This is a genomic window from Enterobacter sp. RHBSTW-00975, from assembly GCF_013615235.1.
GTDB lineage: Bacteria > Pseudomonadota > Gammaproteobacteria > Enterobacterales > Enterobacteriaceae > Enterobacter > Enterobacter ludwigii.
In genome coordinates this window covers 2,830,113-2,855,686 of record NZ_CP055883.1, presented here as the reverse complement: position 1 = coordinate 2,855,686, position 25,574 = coordinate 2,830,113, and the positions used below count along the sequence as shown (strand labels likewise).

Sequence of the window (25,574 nt, the reverse complement as noted above, 5' to 3'; positions counted from 1 at the left end):
TATTCACCCGATTAAAACCCCTGCAGAATCGGATAATCATGCCGATAACTCAACTAACGCAGGGCTGTTTATCGTGAATTCACTCTATACCGCTGAAGGTGTAATGGATAAACACTCGCTGTGGCAGCGTTATGTCCCACTGGTGCGTCACGAAGCATTGCGCCTCCAGGTGCGTTTGCCGGCGAGCGTGGAACTTGACGATCTGCTACAGGCGGGCGGTATCGGGTTATTGAATGCAGTTGACCGATACGACGCTCTGCAAGGAACGGCATTTACGACTTACGCAGTTCAGCGTATTCGTGGTGCGATGCTGGATGAGCTGCGCAGCCGCGACTGGGTGCCGCGCAGTGTTCGCCGCAACGCGCGCGAAGTGGCGCATGCGATGGGGCAGCTGGAACAGGAACTGGGACGTAACGCAACGGAAACAGAAGTGGCGGAACGTCTTGGCATTGCTGTTGAAGAGTATCGTCAGATGTTGCTCGATACCAATAATAGCCAACTCTTCTCTTATGACGAGTGGCGAGAAGAGCATGGCGATAGCATCGAGCTGGTGACGGATGAGCATCAGCAAGAAAACCCGTTACACCATTTAATGGAAGGTAATTTACGCCAGCGCGTAATGGAAGCGATTGAGGCTTTACCTGAGCGCGAACAGCTGGTGTTGACCCTCTATTATCAGGAAGAGCTTAATCTCAAAGAGATTGGCGCTGTTCTGGAAGTGGGGGAGTCTCGGGTAAGCCAGTTGCACAGCCAGGCCATTAAACGTTTACGCACAAAGCTGGGTAAGTTATAGGTGATTGATTCACCTGAAAAATGCCGCACAACGTATTGACAACCAGGAGTTATCATGACGGTGCAGCAATCTAAAAGACGGCCTTTAAGCCGCTACCTGAAAGACTTTAAACACAGCCAGACGCATTGCGCCCACTGTAACAAGTTACTCGATCGTATCACGCTGGTTCGTCGAGGCGAAATCGTTAATAAGATCGCGATTTCACGTCTCGACACGTTGATGGATGAAGCAGCATGGCTCGAAGAACAAAAAGAGTGGGTGGCGCTTTGCCGTTTCTGCGGTGATCTCCACTGCAAAGAGCAAAGCGACTTCTTCGACATTATCGGCTTCAAACAATTCCTGTTTGAACAAACGGAGATGAGCCACGGAACCGTACGCGAATATGTCGTCCGCCTGCGCCGTCTCGGACAACATCTCACCGTGAACAACATCTCCCGCGATCTGCTGAAGACCGGCTATCTGGATGAGAATCTTGAGCCGTGGCTGCCTGCGACCAGCACCAACAACTACCGCATTGCGCTGCGCAAGTATGCACAATATAAGGTACAAATGCCGGGTGTCATAAAGCAGAAAGCCCACGCTGGAACAACTTCTGATATATATTAAAAAAGAATAAGATGTAGCGCAGTCGCCTTTGACCTTGCAGGTGATTTCTCTACACTACTCAAAAATTCCACTATATCGGGGTATTTATGAAATTAGCACTTCTGGGTCGTCAGGCGCTGATGGGTGTAATGGCAGTCGCGCTGGTCGCGGGTATGAGCGTGAAAACGTTCGCCGCAGAAAATCTGCTGAATAAAGTGAAAGAGCGCGGTACGCTGCTGGTCGGGCTGGAAGGAACCTATCCTCCGTTCAGCTTCCAGGGCGATGACGGTAAACTCACCGGTTTTGAAGTGGAATTTGCACAGGAACTGGCGAAACACCTTGGCGTGAAAGCCTCCATCAAACCGACCAAATGGGACGGTATGCTGGCGTCGCTGGATTCCAAACGTATTGATGTGGTGATTAACCAGGTGACCATTTCTGACGAGCGTAAGAAGAAGTATGACTTCTCCACGCCGTACACCGTGTCCGGTATCCAGGCGCTGGTGAAGAAAGGTAACGAAGGCACCATCAAAACGGCCGCTGACCTGAAAGGCAAAAAAGTCGGTGTCGGTCTGGGGACCAACTATGAAGAGTGGCTGCGCCAGAACGTTCAGGGTGTGGATATCCGCACTTACGATGATGACCCGACAAAATACCAGGATCTCCGCGTAGGTCGTATTGATGCGATTCTGGTTGACCGTCTGGCCGCGCTGGATCTGGTGAAGAAAACCAACAATACCCTGGCGGTAGCCGGTGATGCGTTCTCTCGTCAGGAATCCGGTGTAGCCGTTCGTAAAGGCAACGACGACCTGGTTAAAGCGATTGACTCCGCGATTGCTGACATGCAAAAAGACGGCAGCCTGAAAGCCCTTTCTGAGAAGTGGTTCGGGGCAGACGTCACGAAATAAGTCTTTGACGTTAAAAAAAGGCGCTTTTAAAAGCGCCTTTTTTATTTCTTACGCGTCTGCGTGCATAATGAAAAATATCACATTGAGTCAGTGTTACCGGAGAACCCATGTCACTACAGAATTTAACGCACTTTCCCCGCCTGGAGTTTATCGGCGCGCCGACTCCGCTGGAGTATCTGCCGCGATTTTCTGACTATTTAGGACGCGATATTTTTATTAAGCGCGATGACGTAACGCCGATGGCGATGGGGGGCAATAAGCTGCGTAAGCTGGAGTTTCTGGCCGCTGACGCCCTGCGTGAAGGCGCGGATACGCTCATTACCGCAGGTGCCATTCAGTCTAACCATGTCCGCCAGACCGCCGCGGTGGCCGCAAAGCTGGGTCTCCACTGTGTGGCATTGCTGGAAAACCCAATTGGAACGCACGCAGAAAACTATCTGACTAACGGCAACCGTCTGCTGCTGGATCTGTTTAACGTACAAGTCGAAATGGTCGAGGCATTAACCGACCCGACCGCACAACTTGATGAACTGGCGACGCGTCTGGAAGCGCAGGGTTTTCGTCCCTACGTTATTCCTGTCGGCGGCTCGAATGCGCTGGGCGCGCTGGGGTATGTGGAAAGTGCGCTGGAGATTGCCCAGCAATGCGAGGGAGCGGTCAGCCTCTCTTCTGTCGTTGTTGCTTCCGGCAGTGCAGGTACCCACGCAGGGCTGGCCGTAGGTCTGGAGCAATTATTACCCGATGTCGAGCTTATTGGCGTGACGGTATCGCGTAGCGTCGCGGACCAGAAGCCGAAAGTGGTCACCTTACAGCAGGCGGTGGCAGAGCAACTGGCATTGAAGGCAACGGCTGATATCCAGCTCTGGGACGACTATTTTGCACCAGGCTACGGCACGCCTAATGAAGAGGGAATGGATGCGGTGAAATTGCTGGCGCGCCTCGAGGGTATACTGCTTGATCCCGTGTATACGGGCAAAGCGATGGCCGGTCTTATCGATGGCATTGAACAGAAGCGCTTTAAGGATGAAGGGCCGATTTTGTTTGTTCACACCGGCGGGGCACCTGCGCTGTTTGCCTACCATCCTCATGTCTAAAATCAGGTCGAAAAATAATAATGCAAGAAAGTATTCAACTGGTTATTGATTCCCTGCCGTACCTGCTTAAAGGTGCGGTATTTACGTTACAGCTCAGTATTGGCGGGATGTTCTTCGGTCTGGTACTCGGGTTTGTGCTGGCCTTAATGCGTATGTCACCCGTCTTACCAGTGCGCTGGGTGGCGCGTTTTTATATCTCCGTGTTTCGCGGCACGCCGCTTATCGCCCAGCTCTTTATGATCTACTACGGTTTACCGCAGTTTGGTATTGAGCTGGATCCGATCCCCGCGGCGATGATTGGTTTGTCGCTCAATACGGCGGCATACACCTCTGAAACGCTGCGTGCGGCAATCTCGTCCATTGATAAAGGGCAGTGGGAAGCGGCGGCCAGTATCGGTATGACGCCCTGGCAAACGCTGCGCAGAGCCATTCTGCCTCAGGCGGCGCGTGTGGCGCTTCCGCCGCTCAGCAACAGCTTTATCAGCCTGGTGAAAGACACGTCGCTGGCGGCCACCATTCAGGTACCGGAACTGTTCCGTCAGGCGCAGCTTATTACCTCGCGCACCCTGGAAGTGTTCACCATGTATCTGGCGGCCTCGCTGATTTACTGGGTAATGGCGACGGTGTTATCCGCCTTGCAAAACTATTTCGAAAACCAGCTTAACCGCCAGGAGCGTGATCCAAAATGAGTGCTATCGACGTTAAAAACCTGGTGAAAAAATTCCACGGTCAAACGGTGCTCCACGGGATTGATCTGGAGGTTGAGCAGGGCGAAGTGGTCGCCATTATCGGCCCGAGTGGTTCCGGGAAAACAACGCTGCTGCGCAGCATCAACCTGCTTGAACAGCCTGAAGAAGGCACGATTCGGGTGGGGAATATTACGATTGATACCGGCAAATCCATCAGCCAGCAAAAAGGTCTGATTCGCCAGTTGCGCCAGCATGTGGGCTTTGTTTTCCAGAACTTCAATCTCTTCCCACACCGGACGGTGCTGGAGAACATCATTGAAGGCCCGGTCATTGTAAAAGGGGAAGCCAAAGAGGACGCGACGGTTCGCGCGCGCGAGTTGCTCGCAAAAGTCGGGCTGGCCGGTAAAGAAACCAGCTACCCGCGCCGCCTGTCAGGTGGTCAGCAGCAGCGTGTGGCGATTGCCCGCGCGCTGGCGATGCGCCCGGATGTGATCCTCTTTGATGAACCGACCTCTGCGCTCGACCCTGAGCTGGTGGGAGAGGTGCTGAACACCATCCGCCAGTTGGCACAGGAGAAACGCACAATGGTTATCGTTACCCACGAGATGAGCTTCGCTCGTGATGTGGCGGACCGCGCCATTTTCATGGATCAGGGAAGGATTGTGGAGCAGGGGCCGGCAAAACACTTATTTGCCAACCCACAGCAGCCGCGAACCCGTCAGTTCCTTGAAAAATTCCTTATGCAGTAGAATTTTTGCACTAATTTGCTCCAGAAAATTCATCTGGGGCAAATTATTCTCCCCCTGCGCCCGACACCGTGTTTTTTTATTCCGCTCAGGCCCAATAAACCTTATCAAACGTAAAGTTAATTGTGCTGTTGCCGATATTTTGTAGTTAGAAATAAGTTTTATGTGTTAGGTTATATTCACCATAATAATGAATATCATTTCAGAGGCTTCATTTAGTAAGTATGAAGGATTCAGACTTTTTCACCTGGCGACGGGAATGCTCCCTCCGGTTTCAGAAATTGACCTGTGCCGACGAGGTATATCAGGAACTTCAGCGACAAACTCAGGCGCTAGAATTCGATTATTACGCACTCTGCGTACGCCATCCCGTGCCTTTTACGCGGCCTAAGATTTCTGTGCATACCACTTATCCGCCACAGTGGCAGGCGCAATATCAGTCGAAGAATTATTTCGCCATTGACCCGGTGTTAAAACCGGAGAATTTCATCCAGGGGCATTTACCCTGGACAGACGAATTATTCGCTGATGCTGAGGAATTATGGCATAGCGCACGGGAGCACGGCTTACGTACAGGAATAACGCAGTGTCTGATGCTGCCGAATCATGCTCTCGGTTTTCTGTCGGTTTCTCGTACTAGCATGCTGGAGAGCCCGCTAGACCACGAGGAAATAGAGCTGCGGTTACAACTGCTGGTGCAAGTGGCCTTAACATCGTTGATTCGATTTGAAGATGAGATGGTGATGCCGCCTGAGATGAAATTCAGCAAACGTGAACGGGAAATTCTTAAATGGACCGCGGAAGGGAAGACGTCGGCGGAAATTGCGATCATTCTCTCCATCTCAGAGAATACGGTTAACTTTCATCAGAAGAATATGCAGAAAAAATTCAATGCGCCTAACAAGACGCAGATCGCGTGTTACGCGGCGGCGACCGGGCTTATTTGAGTAGAGAGTACGTTCTGCGTGTCAGACGAGGCAACGGCTGAATGCACCGCATCCAGCCGTTTTTTATTACTGGCGGTAGGCTTGTTTAATTTGCTTAACGGTGTTGGCAAATACCGCGGATTCAGCCTGGTCTTCCATCTGCGCGATTTGTTTTTCCATTTTAATGATCACACGACCGGCGTCAGCCTGGCCCATCGCCTGTAGCATCAGCGTTAGCAGCGATTTCAGGCAGTTTACTTCCTGTGCCAGTTCCTGGTTATTCTCCGCAGTGGCAAATTCAGGTGTGCTCATTTATTTTCCTCATTATAAAACGGCGCTCGTGCGCGACGATGAAAGTCAAGGCGGCGGAGTATACCACAAGGCGCAGCAAAAAATGCAGCGGTTGTTTTTCATACTTTTACACTGGATGTTTATTTGCGTAAACAACGCGTGCCGCTAAACTGTGCGGCGTTAATAGCGACGAATTGTTTATACCCGGTTCGCTTGCCGTTAATTATTGTTACAAAAATTTAAGAACTGTTTTTTTACGGACTCAGGCGACAGGTTTTTTGTAACTTTTTGAATACAGATGCTTAAAAAAAGCTGCACAAGCCCTGGCGGCGCGGGCTCTCTTTCCACGTTCTGTACAGCCTAATTTCCAAAAACGAGAGCGAAATCGAATAGCCGATTTTTTAACGTTTTAATCTTGTGAGGAAAACCGTTAATATAAACCAAATTATCACTCAGTAGCGTTATCCCTATTCTGGAGACATTTCCTTTGATCAACGTCCTTCTTGTTGATGACCACGAACTGGTGCGCGCAGGGATACGACGCATTCTTGAAGATATAAAAGGTATTAAAGTTGCTGGTGAGGCTTGTTGCGGCGAAGATGCCGTAAAATGGTGCCGCACTAATTCGGCCGATGTGGTGTTGATGGATATGAACATGCCCGGTATCGGTGGTCTTGAAGCAACCCGCAAAATCGCGCGTACCTTTGTTGATACAAAAGTCATCATGCTGACCGTGCATACTGAAAACCCGCTGCCCGCGAAAGTGATGCAGGCGGGCGCTGCCGGTTACCTGAGTAAAGGTGCCGCGCCGCAGGAAGTTGTCAATGCTATCCGTTCCGTGTTTGCCGGACAGCGTTATATTGCTTCCGACATTGCTCAGCAGATGGCCCTGAGTCAGATCGAACCCGAGAAAACGGAATCGCCGTTTGCCAGTTTGTCCGAGCGTGAATTGCAGATTATGCTGATGATCACCAAAGGTCAGAAGGTAAATGAGATCTCGGAACAGCTGAATCTTAGCCCGAAAACGGTGAACAGCTATCGTTATCGCATGTTCAGCAAACTGAACATTCATGGTGATGTTGAACTGACTCATCTGGCCATCCGGCATGGTTTATGTAATGCGGAGACGTTGTTAAGTCAGTGAGTGATGTGTTCGATTCAAAAGCATTTCTGAAAACCGTAACCAGCCAGCCTGGCGTCTATCGTATGTATGACGCTGGCGGTACGGTTATCTACGTGGGGAAAGCGAAAGATCTCAAAAAGCGCCTCTCCAGCTATTTTCGCAGTAACCTTGCCTCCCGCAAGACCGAAGCACTGGTCGCACTCATACAGAATATTGATGTTACCGTCACGCATACCGAGACGGAGGCGCTGCTGCTTGAGCATAACTATATTAAGCTCTATCAGCCGCGCTACAACGTGCTGTTACGCGATGATAAATCCTATCCGTTCATCTTCCTGAGTGGCGATACGCACCCCCGGCTTGCTATGCACCGCGGTGCAAAACATGCCAAGGGTGAATATTTCGGCCCGTTTCCCAACGGCTATGCCGTACGTGAGACGCTGGCGCTGCTGCAAAAAATCTTCCCTGTTCGCCAGTGTGAAAACAGTGTCTATCGCAATCGCTCGCGCCCGTGTCTGCAGTACCAGATTGGCCGCTGTCTGGGACCATGCGTTGCCGGGCTGGTGAGTGAAGACGAGTATGCGCAGCAGGTGGAGTATGTGCGCCTGTTTTTAGCCGGGAAAGACGATCAGGTATTAACGCAGCTGATCGCCCGGATGGAGAAAGCCAGTGCAGCACTGGAGTTCGAAGAGGCCGCGCGGATCCGCGACCAAATCCAGGCGGTGCGCAGAGTCACTGAGAAACAGTTTGTCTCGAACACCGGTGACGATCTCGACGTGATCGGCGTTGCCTTTGACGCCGGCATGGCCTGCGTGCATGTGCTGTTTATTCGTCAGGGTAAAGTGCTCGGGAGCCGCAGCTATTTCCCGAAAGTGCCGGGGGGGACGGAGCTGGGTGAGGTGGTTGAAACCTTCGTCGGCCAGTTCTATCTGCAGGGGAGTCAGATGCGTACGCTGCCATCGGAGATCCTGCTTGATTTCAATCTCGATGATAAAACGCTGCTGGCGGATTCGCTGTCAGAACTGGCTGGTCGTCGGGTTAACGTGCAGACCAAACCGCGCGGTGACCGCGCGCGTTACCTGAAACTTGCCCGGACCAACGCGGCGACGGCGCTTACCACAAAACTGTCCCAGCAATCGACGGTCCACCAGCGTTTAACGGCGCTGGCTACGCTCCTGAAGCTGCCGGAGGTTAAACGGATGGAGTGCTTCGACATCAGCCACACGATGGGCGAGCAGACCGTGGCCTCCTGCGTGGTGTTTGATGCTAACGGCCCGCTGCGCGCGGAATATCGTCGCTATAACATCACCGGGATCACGCCGGGTGATGACTATGCAGCCATGAACCAGGTGCTGCGCCGTCGCTACGGTAAAGCCATCGAAGAGAGCAAAATCCCGGATGTGATACTGATTGATGGCGGGAAAGGGCAGCTCGGGCAGGCGAAAGCGGTCTTTGACTCACTTGATGTGAGCTGGGATAAAAACCATCCGTTGCTGCTGGGCGTGGCAAAAGGGGCCGATCGTAAAGCCGGTCTGGAGACGCTCTTCTTCGAACCGGAGGGGGAGGGCTTCAGTCTGCCGCCGGATTCTCCGGCACTGCATGTTATCCAGCATATCCGCGATGAGTCACACGATCACGCCATCAGCGGGCACCGGAAAAAACGGGCGAAGGTAAAAAACACCAGTACGCTTGAGACCATCGAAGGCGTCGGGCCAAAACGCAGGCAGATGTTGCTTAAATATATGGGCGGATTGCAAGGATTACTCAATGCCAGCATGGAGGAAATTGCAAAAGTGCCGGGTATTTCGCAAGCGCTGGCAGAAAAGATCTACTACTCGTTGAAACATTGAGGGCTCTGTAGCAACATAGAGCTAAATTTTACTGACAACAAACAGTTACCGTCATTATGCAATTTAATATCCCTACGTTGCTCACTCTTTTTCGCGTTGTGCTTATCCCGTTCTTTGTACTGGCGTTTTACCTGCCAGTCGTCTGGGCTCCTTTTGCCTGTGCACTGATTTTCCTGGTGGCTGCGGTTACGGACTGGTTTGATGGTTATCTGGCACGCCGCTGGAACCAAAGCACCCGCTTCGGTGCCTTCCTCGACCCGGTCGCCGATAAGGTCATGGTCGCTATCGCGATGGTGCTGGTGGCTGAGCACTACCACACGTGGTGGGTAACGCTGCCTGCAGCAACCATGATTGGTCGTGAGATCATCATCTCTGCACTGCGTGAGTGGATGGCGGAGCTGGGTAAGCGCAGCAGCGTTGCGGTATCGTGGATTGGTAAAGTGAAAACCACCGCGCAGATGGCCTCGCTGGTCTGGATGCTCTGGCGTCCAAACGCCTGGGTTGAGTGGGCGGGGATTGGGCTGCTGTGGGTTGCTGCGGTACTGACGCTGTGGTCTATGCTGCAATATTTAAACGCTGCCCGCGGCGATTTGCTTGATCAGTGATCGTTTCGACGTAATTTTCAGCAAACGATCCGGGGATGCAAAAAATAACGTTGACTCATACCGTCATATCAGTAGAATGCAACGCATCGAACGGCGGCACAGCTAGCCGGACGATAATGAAATCAAGTGGTTAGAAGTTAACTTGATGACATGCGGGAATAGCTCAGTTGGTAGAGCACGACCTTGCCAAGGTCGGGGTCGCGAGTTCGAGTCTCGTTTCCCGCTCCAGATTAAAGACATGCGCAATAGCGGGTGTCGCGTAAAAAAGTTTTACGGCGCGTTAGCAAAGCGGTTATGTAGCGGATTGCAAATCCGTCTAGTCCGGTTCGACTCCGGAACGCGCCTCCACTTTCTTCCCTGGCCGGATGGTGGAATCGGTAGACACAAGGGATTTAAAATCCCTCGGCGTTCGCGCTGTGTGGGTTCAAGTCCCACTCCGGCTACCATGGGAAAAAGCAGAATAATCAAAGCAATAAGCAGTGTCGTGAAACCACCGAAAGGTGGTTTTTTTGTGCCTGTTTTTCGCCGTATACCATAGTTTCACCCTTCAACTTCGCCACAATAAGAGGGCAATCATGCCCAACAATGGCCATTACCGATAGGATCTGTCGGCGTCGGTCGTCAGCTGCGAAATCACGGTTTAAATACTGATGGCGCTGTCTCTCTGCGTCACCCGGCCCAGAAGGGTCCTCTAAACCGGGTAACGCAGTTACACTACCAGGCGGTATGGTACAGCTCGCTAATTTCTGCCAGGCTCGCTTCCCGTGGGTTGCCGGCAGTACAGACATCATCATATGCCGCCTGGGCCAGCATCGGGATATCTTCCTTTTGTACTCCAGCCTCACGCAGATGGAGCGGGATGCCCACATCGTGATTAAGCCTGAAGACGGCATCCACGGCAGCATTGCGCGCGTCTGCAAGGCTCAGCCCTTCCACTTTCACGCCCATCGATTCAGCATCATAGTCTGACGATGGACGTTTTATCCACCCAGCTTAACGTCAGTAAAGAGACCATTCGCCGGGATCTCAGCGAACTGCAGGCGCAGGGAAAAGTGCTGCGCAACCACGGGCGGGCGAAATATATTCACCGGGAAAACCAGGACAGCGGCGATCCTTTTCATATTCGCCTTAAGAGCCACTTCACGGATAAAGCGGATATCGCCAGAGAAGCGCTGGAGTGGATTGAAGCCGGGATGGTCATTGCTCTGGATGCCAGCTCAACCTGCTGGTATCTAGCGCGTCAACTGCCTGACATCGATATTCAGGTCTTTACTAACAGTCACCCCATCTGCCTGGAACTGGGCAAACGTGAACAGATTCAACTTATTAGCTCCGGCGGTAAATTCGAGCGTAAGTATGGCTGCTACGTTAACCCCTCGTTGATTTCACAACTCAAACTGCTGGACATCGACCTGTTTATCTTCTCCTGCGAAGGGATAGACAGTCATGGAGGGTTGTGGGATTCCAACAGGGTCAACGCTGGCTTCAAATCGCTGCTACTCAAGCGTGCTTCTCAGTCTTTATTGTTGATAGATAAGAGTAAGTTTAATCGTTCAGGGGAGGCCAGAATTGGGCACCTGGATGAGGTAACGCATATTGTGTCTGACACACAACTGAATGAATCAGGGCTGAGACAATAAGCCACCTGACACATCATGACGCAATTAAGTCTATTAGGGATGTGTTTGTTCGCGATAGCGTTAACGTATTATTCATTCCGTATAAGATTTTTAACGCGGGGAGGGTAAACAAAAGATGTTAGCAGCACAAATAAGAAGGGGGTTACCCTTAAACAAGGGCATCTACAAGAACAGCCATACATTCAGAATAATTATAAATATTTCTTAGCCGCATCCAGAATTTCCTGAGAAGTCAGCTCCCTGTCCGACGCCACATAAACCACTTCATGATCGCCGGTCAGAGAAGGAAAACCTGCGGACATTATCTGCAGGTTTATCGCTTCACCATTCGGATATTCCTGCCGTATGGATGTAATACCCTTAAGCACGGTGACAACATTGCTCGGTTTACCATTGAAAAAGACGATGACTTTCTTCATATCTCACCTTGTTGGTCGTTATCTGCTTAAGCACCTTCTCTGTGAAGGCGAGGGGGATCAGGACGGCGCGAAAATTTTTGTCTGGCTGTCAGGTCTGTCTGCGAATGTCATCGTCGATTTGCAGAAAATGCATTTAGCGCCATACGGATTTTTTTCAGACACATCAAAAATCGACGTTCTGTATTGGGAGCCATGACAACATGGGCATCTGAAGTGAATATTTAAGTTGATATCATTTACCTTTTTTAACATTAGCGGTATTTAATTTTCGAAAAAACGTTGCATTTGTACTTTCTTTGGTTTTTGCAATCATTCGGAAATAAAAGCAAGCAATCATCTTCGTGAACGTGTATGGTGACAGTCGTTTAAATCAGGAGATGCCTATGTCAGGACGTAAAAATACACAATTCCGTCGCAATTACTTAGTTAAATGTCCATGTCCAAACTGTTCAAAAGACTCTGAGCATAGTTTCAGCCGTGTACAAAAAGGGGCTCAACTTGTCTGCCCACACTGCAGCACTCTTTTCAAAACCGCTCAAAAATTCTAAAAATGCATTTGCCAGATGATGAATTTGCGTCTTTACAGACGATCTCATTTGGCAAAGCAACATTGAAGAAGTGATGCTTTTGGAGGTTGCCTGACCTCTTACGCACTTTGATATTTTACAAGCAGCTCGCTTCTGCTTTAAGACTCTTCGTGCAGCAGACCTGCACTTCATCACATCGGTCAGCACACTCTTTCTACGAGAAAAATATGCTGACCTGTTGCTCAGAAAAAGCCTTCTAATCCAGGACCCGTCTACTCAGGAAAAATCCATCATCGTGATCGCGGGTCCGTGATAACTTTATCTATCGCAAAGTATTACGCTTGCAGCAGCAGGGCCTTTTTCGCCACTCTGGATAGCAAATTCGACCTTCTGGCCTTCAAAGAGAGTTTTAAAATCATCGCCCTGCAGAGCAGAAAAGTGCACAAACACATCTTTGCTGCCATCGACAGGAGAGATAAAACCGAAACCTTTATCTTCGTTAAACCACTTAACCAAACCTATAATTCTTGAAGACATGCAGACTCCTTGTGAGTATTTGAAATGCTAAGAAACGTATAATATTAAACGTATGGACTCAAAAGGAGGGGATATCAGCGATAGCGCCTGGTTATGAGGACTGCCGGGTAAAATTTTTTACGCTCGTGTGTGGATTAAACCAACGACTTCATTAATGCATGAGGCGGGAGAATTAGCAATTTTTATTTTAGCCTTCCGGAAGGCTCACATAAAAAGTGTCACACTGCATTAGCTTAAAATTAATTTATGTGTATAGTTAATGCATGTTTTCTAAGAGGATCTTATTTGTCTCGTAAAATGACAGGAATTGTCAAAAGTTTTGATATGCACAGTGGTAAAGGCCTAATCATCCCTTCAGATGGTCGAAAGGACGTTTTTCTCCACATTTCAGCCTTTAATAACAACGAAAAAGAAACGCTCCTTCCCGGGATTCGCGTTGAGTTCTGTCGTATCAACGGACTCAGCGGACCGATGGCCGCAAATGTCTATCTTTCATAAATAATCAGCGAAGATGTTAATAGCGGTATATTGAAACATCCGCGTCGCATCGCCTGACATATATTTACATTTATGCGCGACATGAGTATGACACGCGTATGAATTACACTCCGCCTAAATAGGCTTTTCTTACCTCCTGGTTTCCCAGCAACTCCTCGCCGCTGCCGCTGAGGCGAATTTGCCCGTTGACCATGACGTAGCCACGGTCAGAAAGCTTCAGAGCATGATGCGCATTTTGCTCTACCAGAAAAATGGTCATGCCGTTGCGAGCCAGCTCGCGCAGCGTCTGGAAGATCTGCTTAACCACTATGGGCGCCAGACCCAGGCTGGGTTCATCCAGCAGTAGCAGTTTAGGGCGGCTCATTAGCGCGCGGGCGATGGCAAGCATTTGCTGTTCTCCGCCGGACATGGTCATGGCTCGCTGTTTACGGCGTTCTTTGAGGCGCGGGAACAGCTCAAACATGCTCTGCATATCGTCGGCGGCAAATTGATTGCCGACAGGAATGGTCCCCATCAGCAGGTTCTCTTCAACCGTCATATCCGGAAAAATACGCCGCCCCTCGGGTGCCTGCGCTATGCCGCTGGAGGCCACATAGTGGGTAGATTTATGGCTGATGTCTTCGCCGCAAAACAGGATTTGCCCGTTACGAATACGCGGCTGGCCAAAAATAGACATCAGCAATGTCGATTTACCCGCGCCATTCGCGCCGATAAGCGCCACCGTTTCCCCTTTATGCACTTCGAGGGATACCTGCTTCAGCGCCTGAATCACGCCATAGAACACATCCACCTCGCGAAATGCCAGCAGCGGCTCATTCATAGAGTGACCTCGCTTTCATCGGTGCCCAGATAGGCGGCAATCACCTTTTCGTCATGCTGGATCTGCTCAGGTTTCCCCCGGGCAATCACATCGCCATGGTCGAGCACAATAATGTCGTCCGATATTTCCATCACCATCCCCATGTCGTGCTCAATCAGTAATACCGTTATGCCGTGGTTGTCGCGCAGAAAACGAATAATGTTACTCAGCTTATGTGTCTCTACCGGGTTCAGCCCGGCGGCGGGTTCATCCAGACAGATCATTTCCGGGCCGGTGCACATGGCCCGCGCGATCTCCAGACGCCGCTGTTGGCCGTACGACATCTCGCCCGCCAGGCGGTTGGCGCACTCCACAAGATCGACCACCTCCAGCCAGTAAAAGGCCCTGTCCAGCGCGTCGTTTTCCGCCCGTCGGTACGCTGGCGTATTGAATACGCCAGCCAGCAGGTTGCGATTGACGCGCATGTGCTGGGCCACGAGCAGGTTTTCCACGACCGACATCTCGCGAAAAAGACGAATATTTTGAAAGGTGCGCGCAAGTCCGGCGCGGTTCACCAGGTGAGTGCCGCCGAACATTTTGTAGAACAGGCGTTGCCCAAACTGCGCAGGGTGGATCCAGTCTCCTGTCTGGAATTTTTGCCCGAGGATCTGAATGACGTTGGTCGTCTTATTGCGCGTATTGAAGAAAATATTGCCGCCGGAAGCCTTATAGAAACCGGTCAGGCAGTTGAAGACGGTGGTTTTTCCCGCGCCGTTTGGGCCAATAAGCGCAGTAATTGAACCACGCTGCACGTCCAGGTTGACGTCGTTTAACGCCTTGATCCCGCCGAAATGCATCATCAGATGTTCAACGCTTAATATCGTTCCGTTCATGGCGCTACGCCCTTACGCACGGCAAACCCGCTGCGGTTAATGCGGATCAACCCGCGTGGACGCCAGATCATCATCACCACCATCAGCATGCCAAACAGCAAAACCCGGTACTCGGCAAAACTGCGCAGCAGCTCCGGCGTCACCGTGAGCACAAACGCCGCCAGCACCACGCCAAGCGTTGAGCCCATACCGCCGAGCACCACAATCGCCAGGATCAGCGCCGATTCAAAAAAGGTAAACGATGTCGGGTTGACAAAGCCCTGATAAGTGGCAAAAAACACCCCGGCGATGCCGGCAGTCGACGCACCCAGCGTAAAGGCCGAGAGCTTGACCAGCACATGATTTAAACCCATTGAGCGACAGGCGATTTCATCTTCCCGCAGGGCTTCCCACGCCCGACCAATCGGCATCCGCGTCAGACGATGCTTGATATACAGCACCAGCATCACCACCAGGAACAGCACCGTGTAGATAAAGATAAACTTCATGTTCGGGTTGTAGGTCAGATGGAAAAATTCGTGAAAGGGCACGCCTCCTTCTTTGGCACGGCGGCCAAACTCCAGTCCGAAAAAGGTGGGAGGCGGGGCTGAAACGCCGTTCGGGCCACCGGTGAAGGTCAGCCAGTTGTTGAGGATCAGGCGAATAATCTCCCCAAAGCCAAGCGTGACGATCGCCAGGTAATCACCGTGCATGCGCAGCACCGGAAAGCCGAGCAGGGCGCCGGCCGCGGCAGCCATAATTGCCGCCAGCGGCAGCATGCTCCAGAATCCTAATCCCAGATACTGATACCCCAGCGCCAGCCCGTAAGCGCCGATGGCATAAAAAGCGACATAACCGAGATCCAGAAGCCCGGCCAGACCGACCACAATATTCAGCCCGAGACCGAGAAGCACGTAGATAAGCCCAAGAATGGCGACGGTGAGAACGTACTTGGTGGCAACAAAGGGAAAGCAGATCGCAAGGGCGATAATCAGCGGGATTATCCAGCGCATGCGGCTTTTGTATTCCGGCGGCCGGACATAAACCCCCGCGCTGTCGGCTTCAAAACGTGCCTGGAAACGTGCACCCGGAGCGGTACCTAAAAAAGCGCTCAGCAGAAAACGGCCCAGCATCACGATGCCGACTATCCATGCGAGCCGCTGTCCGGCGAAATTAAAGCTGTATCCGTCCAACACCACGCCCGCAATCGGGCCAAAAATTATTAACGCAATCAGCCCGGAAAAAATGGCGTCCAGAATGCAGCGCTTAAGCGAAAAGCCGTGAGAGGTCATCGTATTCTCCTTCACACTTTGGCGACAATCGGGCGGCCAAGCAGACCCTGAGGACGAAAAATCAGGATCAAGACCAGCAAGCCAAACGAGAACACATCTTTATAATCTGAGTTCACCATGCCGGAAAATTGCGCCTCGGCGACGCCCAGAATCAACCCGCCGAGCATCGCACCGGGCAGGGAGCCAATCCCGCCGAGCACCGCTGCGGTAAACGCCTTGATGCCAATGACAAATCCGACGTAGAAATCGAAGGTGCCGTAATTCATGGTGATGAGCACACCCGCCAGACCGGCCATCGCCGCGCCAATCACAAAGACCAGCGAAATGATTCTGTCGGTGTTAATGCCCAGAATGGAGGCCATTTTGCGGTCCTGCTGCACCGCACGGCACATCCGCCCAAGCCGGGTATTGTTGATTATCCATGTCAGCAACAGCATGCCGGCGAACGAAGCAACCAGAATAAACACTTTGGTGTAGGTTATCTGAACGAACCCCTCACCGATATGCAGGCGAAGTACGCCATCCAGCATCGTGGGCACCCCTTGCTGACGCGGCCCCTGGCTCAGCTGCGCGTAGTTTTGCAAAATCAGTGACATCCCGATGGCGGAGATAAGTGGTGCCAGACGGGTAGAGTTGCGTAGCGGCTTATAGGCAATGCGCTCGATAGTCCAGCCGTAAACACCGGTCACCACAATCGTGAAGATCAGCGTACCGAGGATAAGCAACGGGAACGACTGCAGGCCGAAGAAAGAGAGCAGCGCCAGGCCAATGGCGCAGAGGTAGGCGGAGATCATATACACTTCGCCGTGGGCGAAATTAATCATACCAATGATGCCATACACCATGGTGTAGCCGATGGCGATTAATCCATACACGGAGCCCAGCGTTAAGCCATTTATTAACTGTTGCAGGAAGAATGTACTCATCATTGCGCGCTCGTTATTTTAAGCTGCGCGGCACGCGCAGCCTGATGTTTATTACGCGCCGACAGGCGAACCTGCCGGCGTTGAGCGTGACTCCGTCCCGTTACTGAACTTCCTTATATTTTCCGTTATCGTCCCACTGATACACCACGTAGTCAGACACTTTCAGATCGCCTTTGCTGTCCCAGGCTTTTTTGCCCATTACCGTGTCGACGGCATTGGCTTTCAGCCATTCGCTGGCTTTGGCCGAGTCTTTACCGCCCGTAGCCTTGAAGGCCGCGGCAATGGCCTGAACGGAGGCATAAGAGTAGAGGGTGTAACCTTCAGGCTCGAATTTTCCGGCGCGGAATTTCTCAATGACCGCTTTCCCATCCGGGATCAGGCGCGGGTCTTTACCGAAGGTCATATAAATCCCCTTGGTATATTGCGGCCCACCCGCCGCGGTCACCATCTCTTCGTTGACGATACAGTCGCCGGAGAAGAATTTCGCCTGCACGCCCTGTTCACGCATCTGGCGAACCAGCGGGCCGGCTTCAGGGTGACAACCGCCGAAGAACACCACATCCGGCTTTTGCGCGCCGATTTTTGTCACCAGCGCGTTAAAGTCTTTCTCACCACGGGATAAGCCCTCATACATCACATCCTGAACCCCGCGCTTCGCCAGCGCAGCTTTGGTAGCGTCTGCCAGCCCCTGACCGTAGGTGTCTTTGTCATGGATGATGACCACACGTTTGGCTTTCAGCTTATCGATAATGAAATCGCTGGCGACCTGGCCCTGCTGGTCATCGCGACCACACATGCGGAACATATCGGTCATGCCTCGTTCGGTAATGAGCGGGTTGGTGGAGCCGGGGGTAATGGCAAGGATCCCCGCGTCGCTGTACACCTCGGAGGCGGGCATTGTGGAAGAGGAGCAGAAATGGCCGACCACCGCGTTGACTTTATCCTGGTCGACCAGGCGGTTGGCGACGGCCACGGCTTGTTTCGGCTCGCAGGCATCATCCCCCTGAACCAGCTTAATCTTCTCGCCGTTAATGCCGCCTGCGGCGTTAATGTCTTCAGCGGCCTGCGTTGCACCGTGCCAGTACTGATCGCCATAGGTGGCGTTTGGACCGGTAAACGGCCCGGCCACACCAATGACAATATCTGCATGCGCAGAAAATGCCGTCACCAGACAACCGGCCAGCACGAGAGAAAGGGGAGTTCTGATAAATTTCAGCGACATTATTATGTTCCTTAGCAAAGAGGTTTTTGCACCACGGCGTAAACCCGGACGCCGACGGCGCAGCCAATCCAAAAACACGAGCAAGAACAAAATGCACTAAACGAACAAGATCCAGACAACGCCTGCGTAATACGGCGAGGTTTCCCTGCGCAGGTTCGCGCGAAGAACATTAAGCAAAATCGTTGCCAGAATGGTTAACCCATTGAGCGGGTTGTGACATGTTTGAGTATAGAGTGCGGTGATATGGCACCTTGTGGGACGCGATGAAATTACAGCGGAGATCACATATCGTTAACAACAAAGCCCATAAGTTGTGCAATGGTCACGATTTGCACGTTTTTGCAGCAATAAAGACCTAAACTTCAGATAGGAAAGCCGTGAGATATGTGTCAGGATCTTTTCCTTTTTTATCAGGAGTGTCAGCGATGACTGAAGGCCCATTGAATGAAAGCGAAATGGCGTGGCTGGAAGAGACATTAATGTCTTACGGTCATGACGATGCGTCCGTGATTGACGTGTCTGAACTGGACGGCATGCTTACCGCAGTCCTTTCCGGCCCTGTTGTCGTTGAGCCAGATACCTGGCTGGTGGCCGTGTGGGGTGGCGAGAAATACATTCCGCGCTGGAAAAACGATCGTGAAATGCACCGTTTTATCGATCTCTGCTTTAAGCATATGAACGACATTGCTGAGCGCCTGAGCGAATACCCGGATCAGTTTGAGCCGATGTTTGGTTACAACGATGTCGACGGTGAGAGCTATACCGTTGTTGAAGAGTGGTGTTATGGCTATATGCGCGGTGTGGCGCTGACGGACTGGTCAGCCTTACCGGAAGCGCTGAAGGCCGATCTTGATGCGATTGCGCTGCACGGTACAGACGAGAACAGTGAGAAGCTGGATGAGCTGAGCGAAGACGAATATAAAGCCAGCATTGAGAGCATTCAGCCTGCGGCTCTGCGTTTGTACAATTACTGGGTGGACAACCCACAGCAGCCGGAAGCAAAAAAACCGATTGTTAACGGCACAAAGGTCGGGCGTAACGATCCGTGTCCGTGCGGCAGCGGGAAGAAGTTTAAGAGCTGCTGTTTGCACTAATAAAAAGGGGCTGAAATCAGCCCCTTTTTTGTTAACCCACTTCTGGCAACATCCCTGCGGCTATCAAGCACTGCACCAGAATAATCATCACTCCGCAGGCAAACACCATGCACAGCAGCGGTTTGCCACCCATCACGCGGTACCCTTGCTGAGGATGCTGCTGGCGGCTCTTCCAGGCCAGCAGGGAAGGGAGCAGCAGGGCCAGCACGGATAACGCCACACCTGCATACCCCAGCGCCATCACGAACCCACGCGGGTAAAACAGCGCGAACGCGAGAGGAGGCAGGAAGGTGACTGCCCCTGTCTGTAAGCGTCCTGCGGCAGTATTACGACGCTGGAACAGATCGGCCAGATAATCAAACAGGCCGAGCGCCACGCCCAGAAATGAGGTGGCCAGCGCCAGGTCGGCAAACAGATGGACCGCCAGCTCAACGTGCGGGGAGGTGACAACCTCGCGCAGTGCCAGCAGAAAACCGTTCAGGCCAGCGTGTTCCGCCATCAGCCCGGTAAAGGTCGACGCGTCAATGCTTCCCAGCGTCACCAGTTGCCAGAAAATATAGGCAATCAGCGGAATAGCGCTCCCCACCATAAAGACGCGGCGTAGCTTACGGATATCGCCGTTCATATAGCTCACGATGCTGGGCACGCTACCGTGGAAGCCAAACGAGGTGAAAATAACCGGGATCGCGGACAGCGCCAGCCCTTTTTCCAGCGGCAGCGTCAGCAGATTAACCTTGTGAACATGCGGTGCCAGCAAAACCAGCATCACAATCAGGAACAGTATTTTGGCGCTGAACAGAAAACGGTTAAACAGATCGACCAGCGAAGTCCCCACACAGACCACCCCCCCTCCAATAAGCGCAAAGAAGATAACGCCCGTTGAAGGCGTGATATCAGCGTCGAACCAGTCGTTAACGCTGGAGGCGATTAACTCTCCGGCGCCGCTGATATAGGCTGCGGTCAGGGCGTACATCAGGAACATCATGCTAAAGCCGGTTATCCACTGGCCATAGCGTCCCAGGTAGCGTGCCGCAAGAGAACCCAGGCCGGTATCCGCGGGCACATGCTGATAAACCTCAAGCAACAGCAGGGCGGTGTAGCACATCAACGCCCAGAGTGTGCCAAGCAGCAGCAGTGTCATTCCAAATCCAACGCCTGCGGCAGCCAGAGGCATCGCCAGCATTCCTGCGCCAATCGTCGTTCCGGCGACGATAAAAATACTTCCCAGGGTTCTGTTTTTCACGCATTCCTCTACAACGATTCGTAATCGCGACAAATTCTGCGGCGCAGAGTAAGGGAAAAGCCCCGTTTCGTCAAATGACCGTTACAGTAGGTGTAATTAATTATTTACGATATTTTTCGACTTTAAGTAATTTCCCCGCACCTGCCCCTTTGGGAGGGGATACCTACTTCGTAAGGGCACTATTTTTGCCGAAAAATCAGGCGTAATTTAAACAATAACTATAAGTTTTCAAATAAAGTGAGGGCAGATGGCGGGAAATAATCCCTTTACCGCGGCGTGGAGCCGGGGCGGCAATTTACTGTGCCATGGTCACTGGATAATCAGCTGGCAGAACCAGGCCCTGCAGCTTCCTGAATCGCGTCGTGAAAAGGATATGGGCACCTGGGCTATTTATTCGATCATCGATCCTGAGGACGACACCTTTGCGCAGGTGCTAAAAGAAGATGAGTGGATCATCGAAAACGTAGACTGGCTGACAGATGTTTTTTTTGACGCCGGTATTCCGCTGGAGACGGCTAACTATCGGTATTTTTACCAGGCGGTCAATGCGCAGGACTGGCGATGTACAAGCTGTGCGGGGTGTATGTAAATCTGTGCGCGGAGAATAAAAAAGTGCGGCGCTGAAAACAGCACCGCAGCAATATTATTTCTGTGTATCGAGGGTAGAAAGTTCTTTATCGATAAAGTAAAGACCTTCGCCTGTTTTCCCCACCAGAGACAATTTATCCAGCACGGATTTAAACAGTTTCTCTTCTTCGTGTTGCTCTGCCACGTACCACTGCAGGAAATTAAAGGTCGGATAATCCTGGCCGATCATTGCCGCATGAACCAGTTCGTTAATTTTTTGCGTAATCAGCTGCTCGTGCTCATAGGTCGCACGGAACAGCTCATCAAGCGAATTATACTCGGCAAACGGGGACGCAACGTTATCGATGCGCGGCAGGCTGCCCGTGTCAGTCAGATAATCAAACAGACGCTGCATGTGGGTCATCTCTTCCTGCGCGTGGCGGCGCAGGAAGGCGGCAGCGCCTTCAAAACTGTGGTAGCTGCACCAGGCGCTCATCTGCTGGTAGAGAAGGGATGAAAAAAGCTCAAGGTTCATTTGCGCATTGAGCTTGTCGATCATTTCAGTTTTCAGCACGGTGACGCTCCGGGTTATTAATTCTGGTTCACAATGAGCGACACTATAATTTGTTATTTAATTATTTGCAAAACGTAAAATAATTATTTCTTTATTTAAAATACGAATGGGAATAAAACGCATTGCCGATTTATATTTTTATTAATGAGAATTGTTTTTGTTCGTAATGAAATACACTGCCAGTCAATACTGGCAGCACAGATTAATACCACGGGTTATTTGCCTTAGGGTTTACGGCAAAGCCCAAGCATTTATACTGGATCGTCACGCTCTCATTGAGACACAGAGAGCCGCTGGTCAGGGTGCAGGTTTTAATGGGCTGGCCATAGGCAGAGGCGGTGGCATACCCCATGCGCTGACACGCTTTAGCTGCGGTGCCGTTATTAACATACTCATCGGAATAGGCGTTTTGCAGCATTGCTTGCCCGTAGTCGAGGCGGACGATGCCGTTTGGCGCGTCCAGGGTGCTGACCTCAGCCTGGCGATTAATGTTACAGCCCGCCAGCAGCAGGATCGTACCGGCGACGAAGACTCTTTTCATGGTTCGCTCTGAGTGAGTGGAAATATGTTATCGTACCTGCAGATGTGAGTCGCAATGCGAGGAATAGCCGGGCAATCTGCGCTTTCTCTTTGCGACGGGCCGTTTAGTCGGCCAGGCTGTCAAAAATGGTTTTAAACTTAAGATGATGCAGGCGAAAAAGCGCAATAAGCTGCGGGTCAAAATGGCGGCCGTCACCCTCCAGAATGATTTTGCAGGCTTGCTCGTGTGTGAATCCCGGCTTATAGACCCGCTTTTGCCTCAGGGCATCATACACATCGGCCAGCGCCAGAATGCGGGCTTCCAGCGGGATCTGTTCTCCCCGCAGCCCCTGCGGATATCCACTGCCATCCCATTTTTCATGATGGAAATGGATAATATTCTCCGCAACTGCGCCCAGCTCTAAGCCCTGAATAATCCGCCACCCTTTCACGGTATGAAGTTTCATCTCGGCAAACTCGTCCTGGGTCAGCGGGCCTTGCTTACGCAGAATACGCTCCGGCACGGCAATTTTTCCGACATCGTGAAGTGAGGCAAAATGTTCTATCTCACGGGTCTTTTTGCGCGAAAGCCCCAGCTCACGCGCCATCAAGCCGCAATATCGGGCGACGCGCTGAATATGGCTGCCGGTCTCGTCATCGTGCGCGCGGTTTACCTTCTCCAGCGCCTGCACCATATTGCGGTTAACCATCCGGTTCTGGCGTAAATGGCGACGCATCATGATCAGCATACCGATGCTGAACAGGGCCACGATCAGCAAAATCACGCTGATAATCTTCAGCGTGTTTTTAGAAAAATCGGGTAAGTAACTCTGCTCATCCTGACGTTCTATTTGCGTGCGGTATTCTGACAGGCGATGAACCTGAGTCAGCAGATGAAAGAGCGGATGCTGCGGATCCACCCACGGGCCAATAATAAATTCAGAGCGGGTGACCCCCGCGACTTTCAGCACCCCGCGAAACAGTTCGTTGCCGCGAAGCGTGGACTCCAGCGAACTGAGGTCGCCCAGAATATAGTCAATCTCATCGTTCTCAATCGCGTCGATAAGACCGTCAATGGTTGGCCGGGTCACGATGATCACATCGCTGCCAAAACGCTGGCGTAAATAGGCTGCGGCAAACGAACCGTCGAGTACGCCGACGCGCTGGCTGCGAATACTCTCTTCGTTCCACAAGAAGGGCTGACTGCTGCGATTGTAATAGGCGTTGTGCCAGGCGATGTCGGGGCCGATACGACCCTGTGCATGCGCACTGTCGCTTCGATCAACGATATCAATCAATCGAACCGCCCACTGCTGTCGCGGAAGACTCGAATAGTGATCGATAAAATTGACCTCAAACTTCATGCCCAGTAAATCGCGCATGTCGTTAATCATATCAATGGCTGTGCCGTGGTAGCCCTTGCTGTCCCGCCAGATAAGTGGGGCAAAATTCTCGTTTTTGGGCAGGTTAATCTGCAGGCGGTTATGCGCGATCCAGGTTCGCTCCTCCTCTGACAGGGTGATACGGCTTAGCAGGTAATTGCGCTTGCTCTCCTCCAGCATCGTGTTGATTTTGCCGTTGCGATACCAGGTGCCAATCAGCGCATTGATTTTATCCCGCAGGGGAAGCAGGTCAGGGCTGAAGGCGAGGACGACAGGAATGCGTAGCTCAGGAAAGGGCCGGGAGACCAGATAATAGCGCTGGGTACTTTCCATCTCCGGAGCGTCATTAATATAGAAATCAGCCTGGTTGTCGCTCAGTAAGCGAAAAGCCTCGTCGCTGGTGGCGACGAGGCGCAGAGAACGAAATTTAAGGTCGGGATAACGTTGTTGCACGCTGTCGAGCGTCGCGTCATCTTTACGGAACAGCACCCGGGCATGACTGAGCTGTTCGGCAGTTGTCACCGTCATCGATGGACTGGCGGCCACCACGTCGTTATCAAACAAACGTGCTGAGAGAATTTTGGTTCTGGCTCGCTTCTCCGTGCGCAATACCCCGGCATACACGCCATACTCATTTTGTGCAAAACGCTGGCTAATATCGGCACCGGAGAGTGGCCGCAGCTGCAGCTGCGTACCCGCCTGTTTATTGATGGCCTTAATCAGTTCAGGATAAAAACCCTGCCACTCTCCTTGCGGTGTGCGCCAGGATTCGAAGTTGTTAGCATCAAAGATCCAGACCGGTACAGGCTCTTCTGCCCGGGCAGGGGGGCAAGCAAGCAACAGACCCGTCAACGCGAGTAGAAAGAGGGAGCGAAGCATCCGGCAGCGCTGATTCACAGGTCAACCCCATACGGTTTTAGCGTGTACTTTTGCAGTCTAGCTAACGGGCTGAAGCGGCAACAGGTTTGCTTTAACTTTTTAATGCACGTTTGGCGTACGGTCTCATTCTCGCTAAATTGTGAACCCGTCTTTGTTTTTTAAAACAACCTTTCATTTAATTTGAAAGGTTGTTTGTTTGATAGTAGGGTGAACAGGTAAAGGTATCCATAGCGGGATCTCCCGCCACGCATTCAGGAGAGATGAAATGAAAATTGCACTGATGATGGAAAACAGCCAGGCCGCGAAAAACCCAGTGATACTGAAAGAGTTGAAAACGGTAGCCGATGAAAAAGGGTTCCCGGTTTATAACGTGGGCATGAGCGACGAGAATGACCATCACCTGACCTATATCCATCTGGGGATTATGGCGAGCATTTTACTGAACGCGAAAGCCGTTGATTTTGTTGTGACCGGCTGCGGTACGGGGCAGGGGGCATTGATGTCGCTGAACATCCACCCGGGTGTTATCTGCGGCTATTGCATTGATCCTGCGGATGCGTTCCTGTTTGCTCAGATTAACAACGGTAACGCGCTCTCCCTGCCGTTTGCCAAAGGCTTCGGTTGGGGGGCTGAACTGAACGTTCGGTTTATCTTTGAAAAAGCGTTCACTGGTCGAAACGGTGAAGGTTATCCGCCCGAGCGCAAGGAGCCGCAGGTGCGTAACGCCGGTATTCTGAACCAGGTTAAAGCAGCGGTCGTGAAAGAAAACTATCTGGATACGCTGCGCGCAATCGATCCCGAGCTGGTGAAGACGGCCGTTTCGGGTCAGCGTTTCCAGCAGTGCTTCTTTGAGAATTGCCAGGACAAAGAGATCGAAGCTTTTGTTCGCGGGATCGTAGGCTGACGCTTTCAGGTGCCGTGAGCCCCACTTTTCAGGTTTGGCAGGAAGAATAAAATTGTGATGTACGTCACAA

General features: G+C 51.8%; 28 protein-coding genes, 3 tRNA genes and 2 pseudogenes. 19 read left to right on the top strand and 14 right to left on the bottom strand.

Features of this window, described 5'->3' with window-relative positions:
* Positions 1 to 73 precede the first annotated feature (73 nt).
* The 7 genes from HV340_RS13700 (at position 74) to sdiA (ending at position 5,762) form a co-directional block, all read left to right on the top strand.
* Positions 74 to 793 carry an RNA polymerase sigma factor FliA gene (locus tag HV340_RS13700; protein WP_014170714.1) on the top strand — a complete coding sequence of 240 codons (720 nt, stop codon included), beginning with the start codon at positions 74 to 76 and terminating at the stop codon, positions 791 to 793.
* 54 nt (positions 794 to 847) lie between these two features.
* Complete coding sequence (gene fliZ, locus HV340_RS13695; RefSeq protein ID WP_014170713.1) at positions 848 to 1,399, top strand: flagella biosynthesis regulatory protein FliZ; 552 nt, start codon at positions 848 to 850, stop codon at positions 1,397 to 1,399.
* Between the two features lie 86 nt (positions 1,400 to 1,485).
* The gene (gene tcyJ / locus HV340_RS13690; RefSeq protein ID WP_020883350.1) at positions 1,486 to 2,286 is read left to right on the top strand and encodes a cystine ABC transporter substrate-binding protein; all 801 of its coding nucleotides are present in this window, start codon (positions 1,486 to 1,488) and stop codon (positions 2,284 to 2,286) included.
* Positions 2,287 to 2,393: 107 nt separating this feature from the next.
* Positions 2,394 to 3,380: a D-cysteine desulfhydrase gene (dcyD, locus tag HV340_RS13685; RefSeq protein WP_181216035.1), complete on the top strand. Its 987-nt coding sequence runs from the start codon at positions 2,394 to 2,396 to the stop codon at positions 3,378 to 3,380.
* A gap of 20 nt (positions 3,381 to 3,400) precedes the next feature.
* Complete coding sequence (gene tcyL / locus HV340_RS13680; protein ID WP_014170710.1) at positions 3,401 to 4,069, top strand: cystine ABC transporter permease; 669 nt, start codon at positions 3,401 to 3,403, stop codon at positions 4,067 to 4,069.
* Positions 4,066 to 4,818, top strand: coding sequence for an L-cystine ABC transporter ATP-binding protein TcyN (gene tcyN / locus HV340_RS13675; RefSeq protein ID WP_014170709.1), 753 nt, complete (start codon positions 4,066 to 4,068; stop codon positions 4,816 to 4,818). The genes tcyL and tcyN overlap by 4 nt, the downstream gene beginning before the upstream one ends.
* A gap of 221 nt (positions 4,819 to 5,039) precedes the next feature.
* Entirely contained in the window at positions 5,040 to 5,762 is a 723-nt protein-coding gene (gene sdiA, locus HV340_RS13670) for a transcriptional regulator SdiA (protein ID WP_014170708.1), read from the top strand.
* A gap of 66 nt (positions 5,763 to 5,828) precedes the next feature.
* On the opposite strand, the gene HV340_RS13665 is transcribed toward sdiA, so the two are convergent.
* A complete protein-coding gene (locus HV340_RS13665; RefSeq protein ID WP_003859644.1) occupies positions 5,829 to 6,053 on the bottom strand; it encodes a DUF2594 family protein in 225 nt (74 codons plus the stop codon).
* 466 nt (positions 6,054 to 6,519) lie between these two features.
* On the opposite strand from HV340_RS13665, the gene uvrY reads away from it, so the two are divergent.
* From uvrY to HV340_RS13635, 6 genes are all read left to right on the top strand, one after another.
* Positions 6,520 to 7,176, top strand: coding sequence for a UvrY/SirA/GacA family response regulator transcription factor (gene uvrY, locus HV340_RS13660; RefSeq protein WP_013096026.1), 657 nt, complete (start codon positions 6,520 to 6,522; stop codon positions 7,174 to 7,176).
* Positions 7,173 to 9,005 (top strand): excinuclease ABC subunit UvrC, encoded by a 1,833-nt coding sequence (gene uvrC, locus HV340_RS13655; RefSeq protein WP_014170707.1) that lies wholly within the window; start codon positions 7,173 to 7,175, stop codon positions 9,003 to 9,005. Before uvrY ends, uvrC begins: the two co-directional genes overlap by 4 nt.
* Positions 9,006 to 9,061: 56 nt before the next feature.
* Positions 9,062 to 9,610, top strand: a complete 549-nt coding sequence (pgsA, locus tag HV340_RS13650; protein WP_014170706.1) for a CDP-diacylglycerol--glycerol-3-phosphate 3-phosphatidyltransferase — start codon at positions 9,062 to 9,064, stop codon at positions 9,608 to 9,610.
* Positions 9,611 to 9,762: 152 nt separating this feature from the next.
* Positions 9,763 to 9,838, top strand: a tRNA-Gly gene (locus tag HV340_RS13645).
* Between the two features lie 46 nt (positions 9,839 to 9,884).
* Positions 9,885 to 9,958 (top strand) — tRNA-Cys (locus tag HV340_RS13640).
* 11 nt (positions 9,959 to 9,969) lie between these two features.
* Positions 9,970 to 10,056, top strand: a tRNA-Leu gene (locus tag HV340_RS13635).
* A gap of 268 nt (positions 10,057 to 10,324) precedes the next feature.
* Here the strand turns inward: HV340_RS13635 and HV340_RS13630 are convergent.
* A pseudogene (locus HV340_RS13630) lies at positions 10,325 to 10,558 on the bottom strand (iron-containing alcohol dehydrogenase); the annotation flags it as partial.
* Between the two features lie 23 nt (positions 10,559 to 10,581).
* On the opposite strand from HV340_RS13630, the gene fucR reads away from it, so the two are divergent.
* Positions 10,582 to 11,250, top strand: coding sequence for an L-fucose operon activator (gene fucR / locus HV340_RS13625; protein ID WP_063924804.1), 669 nt, complete (start codon positions 10,582 to 10,584; stop codon positions 11,248 to 11,250).
* A 191-nt stretch (positions 11,251 to 11,441) separates the two neighbouring features.
* On the opposite strand, the gene HV340_RS13620 is transcribed toward fucR, so the two are convergent.
* Both HV340_RS13620 and HV340_RS24490 read right to left on the bottom strand, forming a co-directional pair.
* Positions 11,442 to 11,669 carry a hypothetical protein gene (locus HV340_RS13620; protein WP_014170703.1) on the bottom strand — a complete coding sequence of 76 codons (228 nt, stop codon included), beginning with the start codon at positions 11,667 to 11,669 and terminating at the stop codon, positions 11,442 to 11,444.
* Between the two features lie 108 nt (positions 11,670 to 11,777).
* Positions 11,778 to 11,921 (bottom strand): annotated as a pseudogene (locus tag HV340_RS24490) (cold-shock protein); the annotation flags it as partial.
* A gap of 125 nt (positions 11,922 to 12,046) precedes the next feature.
* Here HV340_RS24490 and HV340_RS24345 point away from each other — a divergent pair.
* Positions 12,047 to 12,217 carry a YnfU family zinc-binding protein gene (locus tag HV340_RS24345; protein WP_305961753.1) on the top strand — a complete coding sequence of 57 codons (171 nt, stop codon included), beginning with the start codon at positions 12,047 to 12,049 and terminating at the stop codon, positions 12,215 to 12,217.
* A 297-nt stretch (positions 12,218 to 12,514) separates the two neighbouring features.
* Here the strand turns inward: HV340_RS24345 and HV340_RS13615 are convergent, their stop codons facing one another.
* Positions 12,515 to 12,733 carry a cold shock domain-containing protein gene (locus HV340_RS13615; RefSeq protein ID WP_014170702.1) on the bottom strand — a complete coding sequence of 73 codons (219 nt, stop codon included), beginning with the start codon at positions 12,731 to 12,733 and terminating at the stop codon, positions 12,515 to 12,517.
* Between the two features lie 285 nt (positions 12,734 to 13,018).
* Between HV340_RS13615 and cspF the strand changes: the two genes are divergently transcribed.
* A complete protein-coding gene (gene cspF, locus HV340_RS13610) occupies positions 13,019 to 13,231 on the top strand; it encodes a cold shock-like protein CspF (protein WP_025203826.1) in 213 nt (70 codons plus the stop codon).
* A 103-nt stretch (positions 13,232 to 13,334) separates the two neighbouring features.
* Here cspF and HV340_RS13605 read toward each other — a convergent pair whose 3' ends face one another.
* The 5 genes from HV340_RS13605 to HV340_RS13585 form a co-directional block, all read right to left on the bottom strand.
* Positions 13,335 to 14,051, bottom strand: coding sequence for an ABC transporter ATP-binding protein (locus HV340_RS13605; RefSeq protein WP_181216034.1), 717 nt, complete (start codon positions 14,049 to 14,051; stop codon positions 13,335 to 13,337).
* On the bottom strand, positions 14,048 to 14,923 hold the full coding sequence (locus tag HV340_RS13600; protein WP_063924805.1) for an ATP-binding cassette domain-containing protein: 876 nt from the start codon (positions 14,921 to 14,923) through the stop codon (positions 14,048 to 14,050). The genes HV340_RS13605 and HV340_RS13600 overlap by 4 nt, the downstream gene beginning before the upstream one ends.
* On the bottom strand, positions 14,920 to 16,194 hold the full coding sequence (gene livM / locus HV340_RS13595; protein WP_020883360.1) for a high-affinity branched-chain amino acid ABC transporter permease LivM: 1,275 nt from the start codon (positions 16,192 to 16,194) through the stop codon (positions 14,920 to 14,922). Before livM ends, HV340_RS13600 begins: the two co-directional genes overlap by 4 nt.
* Before the next feature lie 11 nt (positions 16,195 to 16,205).
* Positions 16,206 to 17,120, bottom strand: coding sequence for a branched-chain amino acid ABC transporter permease (locus HV340_RS13590; protein WP_025203827.1), 915 nt, complete (start codon positions 17,118 to 17,120; stop codon positions 16,206 to 16,208).
* 100 nt (positions 17,121 to 17,220) lie between these two features.
* Complete coding sequence (locus HV340_RS13585; protein ID WP_020883361.1) at positions 17,221 to 18,342, bottom strand: branched-chain amino acid ABC transporter substrate-binding protein; 1,122 nt, start codon at positions 18,340 to 18,342, stop codon at positions 17,221 to 17,223.
* A 425-nt stretch (positions 18,343 to 18,767) separates the two neighbouring features.
* On the opposite strand from HV340_RS13585, the gene HV340_RS13580 reads away from it, so the two are divergent.
* On the top strand, positions 18,768 to 19,436 hold the full coding sequence (locus HV340_RS13580) for a YecA family protein (RefSeq protein ID WP_020883362.1): 669 nt from the start codon (positions 18,768 to 18,770) through the stop codon (positions 19,434 to 19,436).
* A gap of 31 nt (positions 19,437 to 19,467) precedes the next feature.
* On the opposite strand, the gene tyrP is transcribed toward HV340_RS13580, so the two are convergent.
* Entirely contained in the window at positions 19,468 to 20,679 is a 1,212-nt protein-coding gene (tyrP, locus tag HV340_RS13575) for a tyrosine transporter TyrP (protein ID WP_032678446.1), read from the bottom strand.
* A 247-nt stretch (positions 20,680 to 20,926) separates the two neighbouring features.
* Between tyrP and HV340_RS13570 the strand changes: the two genes are divergently transcribed.
* Positions 20,927 to 21,268, top strand: a complete 342-nt coding sequence (locus HV340_RS13570; protein ID WP_181216033.1) for a hypothetical protein — start codon at positions 20,927 to 20,929, stop codon at positions 21,266 to 21,268.
* 54 nt (positions 21,269 to 21,322) lie between these two features.
* Here HV340_RS13570 and ftnA read toward each other — a convergent pair whose 3' ends face one another.
* From ftnA to HV340_RS13555, 3 genes are all read right to left on the bottom strand, one after another.
* Positions 21,323 to 21,820, bottom strand: coding sequence for a non-heme ferritin (gene ftnA, locus HV340_RS13565; RefSeq protein WP_014170693.1), 498 nt, complete (start codon positions 21,818 to 21,820; stop codon positions 21,323 to 21,325).
* Between the two features lie 202 nt (positions 21,821 to 22,022).
* A complete protein-coding gene (gene yecR / locus HV340_RS13560) occupies positions 22,023 to 22,361 on the bottom strand; it encodes a YecR family lipoprotein (protein WP_063924806.1) in 339 nt (112 codons plus the stop codon).
* 103 nt (positions 22,362 to 22,464) lie between these two features.
* The gene (locus HV340_RS13555; RefSeq protein ID WP_237770621.1) at positions 22,465 to 24,618 is read right to left on the bottom strand and encodes an HD domain-containing phosphohydrolase; all 2,154 of its coding nucleotides are present in this window, start codon (positions 24,616 to 24,618) and stop codon (positions 22,465 to 22,467) included.
* 247 nt (positions 24,619 to 24,865) lie between these two features.
* Here HV340_RS13555 and HV340_RS13550 point away from each other — a divergent pair, with 247 nt between their 5' ends.
* Entirely contained in the window at positions 24,866 to 25,504 is a 639-nt protein-coding gene (locus tag HV340_RS13550; RefSeq protein WP_020883367.1) for an RpiB/LacA/LacB family sugar-phosphate isomerase, read from the top strand.
* The last annotated feature ends 70 nt before the right edge of the window (positions 25,505 to 25,574 follow it).

Bases quoted from the DNA above. Each gene is read 5' to 3' on its own strand.
- fliZ (WP_014170713.1), top strand. From the start codon at position 848: ATGACGGTGCAGCAATCTAAAAGACGGCCTTTAAGCCGCTACCTGAAA.
- tcyJ (WP_020883350.1), top strand. From the start codon at position 1,486: ATGAAATTAGCACTTCTGGGTCGTCAGGCGCTGATGGGTGTAATGGCA.
- dcyD (WP_181216035.1), top strand. From the start codon at position 2,394: ATGTCACTACAGAATTTAACGCACTTTCCCCGCCTGGAGTTTATCGGC.
- tcyL (WP_014170710.1), top strand. From the start codon at position 3,401: ATGCAAGAAAGTATTCAACTGGTTATTGATTCCCTGCCGTACCTGCTT.
- tcyN (WP_014170709.1), top strand. From the start codon at position 4,066: ATGAGTGCTATCGACGTTAAAAACCTGGTGAAAAAATTCCACGGTCAA.
- sdiA (WP_014170708.1), top strand. From the start codon at position 5,040: ATGAAGGATTCAGACTTTTTCACCTGGCGACGGGAATGCTCCCTCCGG.
- HV340_RS13665 (WP_003859644.1), bottom strand. From the start codon at position 6,053: ATGAGCACACCTGAATTTGCCACTGCGGAGAATAACCAGGAACTGGCA.
- pgsA (WP_014170706.1), top strand. From the start codon at position 9,062: ATGCAATTTAATATCCCTACGTTGCTCACTCTTTTTCGCGTTGTGCTT.
- fucR (WP_063924804.1), top strand. From the start codon at position 10,582: ATGGACGTTTTATCCACCCAGCTTAACGTCAGTAAAGAGACCATTCGC.
- HV340_RS13620 (WP_014170703.1), bottom strand. From the start codon at position 11,669: ATGAAGAAAGTCATCGTCTTTTTCAATGGTAAACCGAGCAATGTTGTC.
- HV340_RS24345 (WP_305961753.1), top strand. From the start codon at position 12,047: ATGCCTATGTCAGGACGTAAAAATACACAATTCCGTCGCAATTACTTA.
- HV340_RS13615 (WP_014170702.1), bottom strand. From the start codon at position 12,733: ATGTCTTCAAGAATTATAGGTTTGGTTAAGTGGTTTAACGAAGATAAA.
- HV340_RS13605 (WP_181216034.1), bottom strand. From the start codon at position 14,051: ATGAATGAGCCGCTGCTGGCATTTCGCGAGGTGGATGTGTTCTATGGC.
- HV340_RS13600 (WP_063924805.1), bottom strand. From the start codon at position 14,923: ATGAACGGAACGATATTAAGCGTTGAACATCTGATGATGCATTTCGGC.
- livM (WP_020883360.1), bottom strand. From the start codon at position 16,194: ATGACCTCTCACGGCTTTTCGCTTAAGCGCTGCATTCTGGACGCCATT.
- HV340_RS13590 (WP_025203827.1), bottom strand. From the start codon at position 17,120: ATGAGTACATTCTTCCTGCAACAGTTAATAAATGGCTTAACGCTGGGC.
- HV340_RS13585 (WP_020883361.1), bottom strand. From the start codon at position 18,342: ATGTCGCTGAAATTTATCAGAACTCCCCTTTCTCTCGTGCTGGCCGGT.
- HV340_RS13580 (WP_020883362.1), top strand. From the start codon at position 18,768: ATGACTGAAGGCCCATTGAATGAAAGCGAAATGGCGTGGCTGGAAGAG.
- HV340_RS13570 (WP_181216033.1), top strand. From the start codon at position 20,927: ATGGCGGGAAATAATCCCTTTACCGCGGCGTGGAGCCGGGGCGGCAAT.
- yecR (WP_063924806.1), bottom strand. From the start codon at position 22,361: ATGAAAAGAGTCTTCGTCGCCGGTACGATCCTGCTGCTGGCGGGCTGT.
- HV340_RS13550 (WP_020883367.1), top strand. From the start codon at position 24,866: ATGAAAATTGCACTGATGATGGAAAACAGCCAGGCCGCGAAAAACCCA.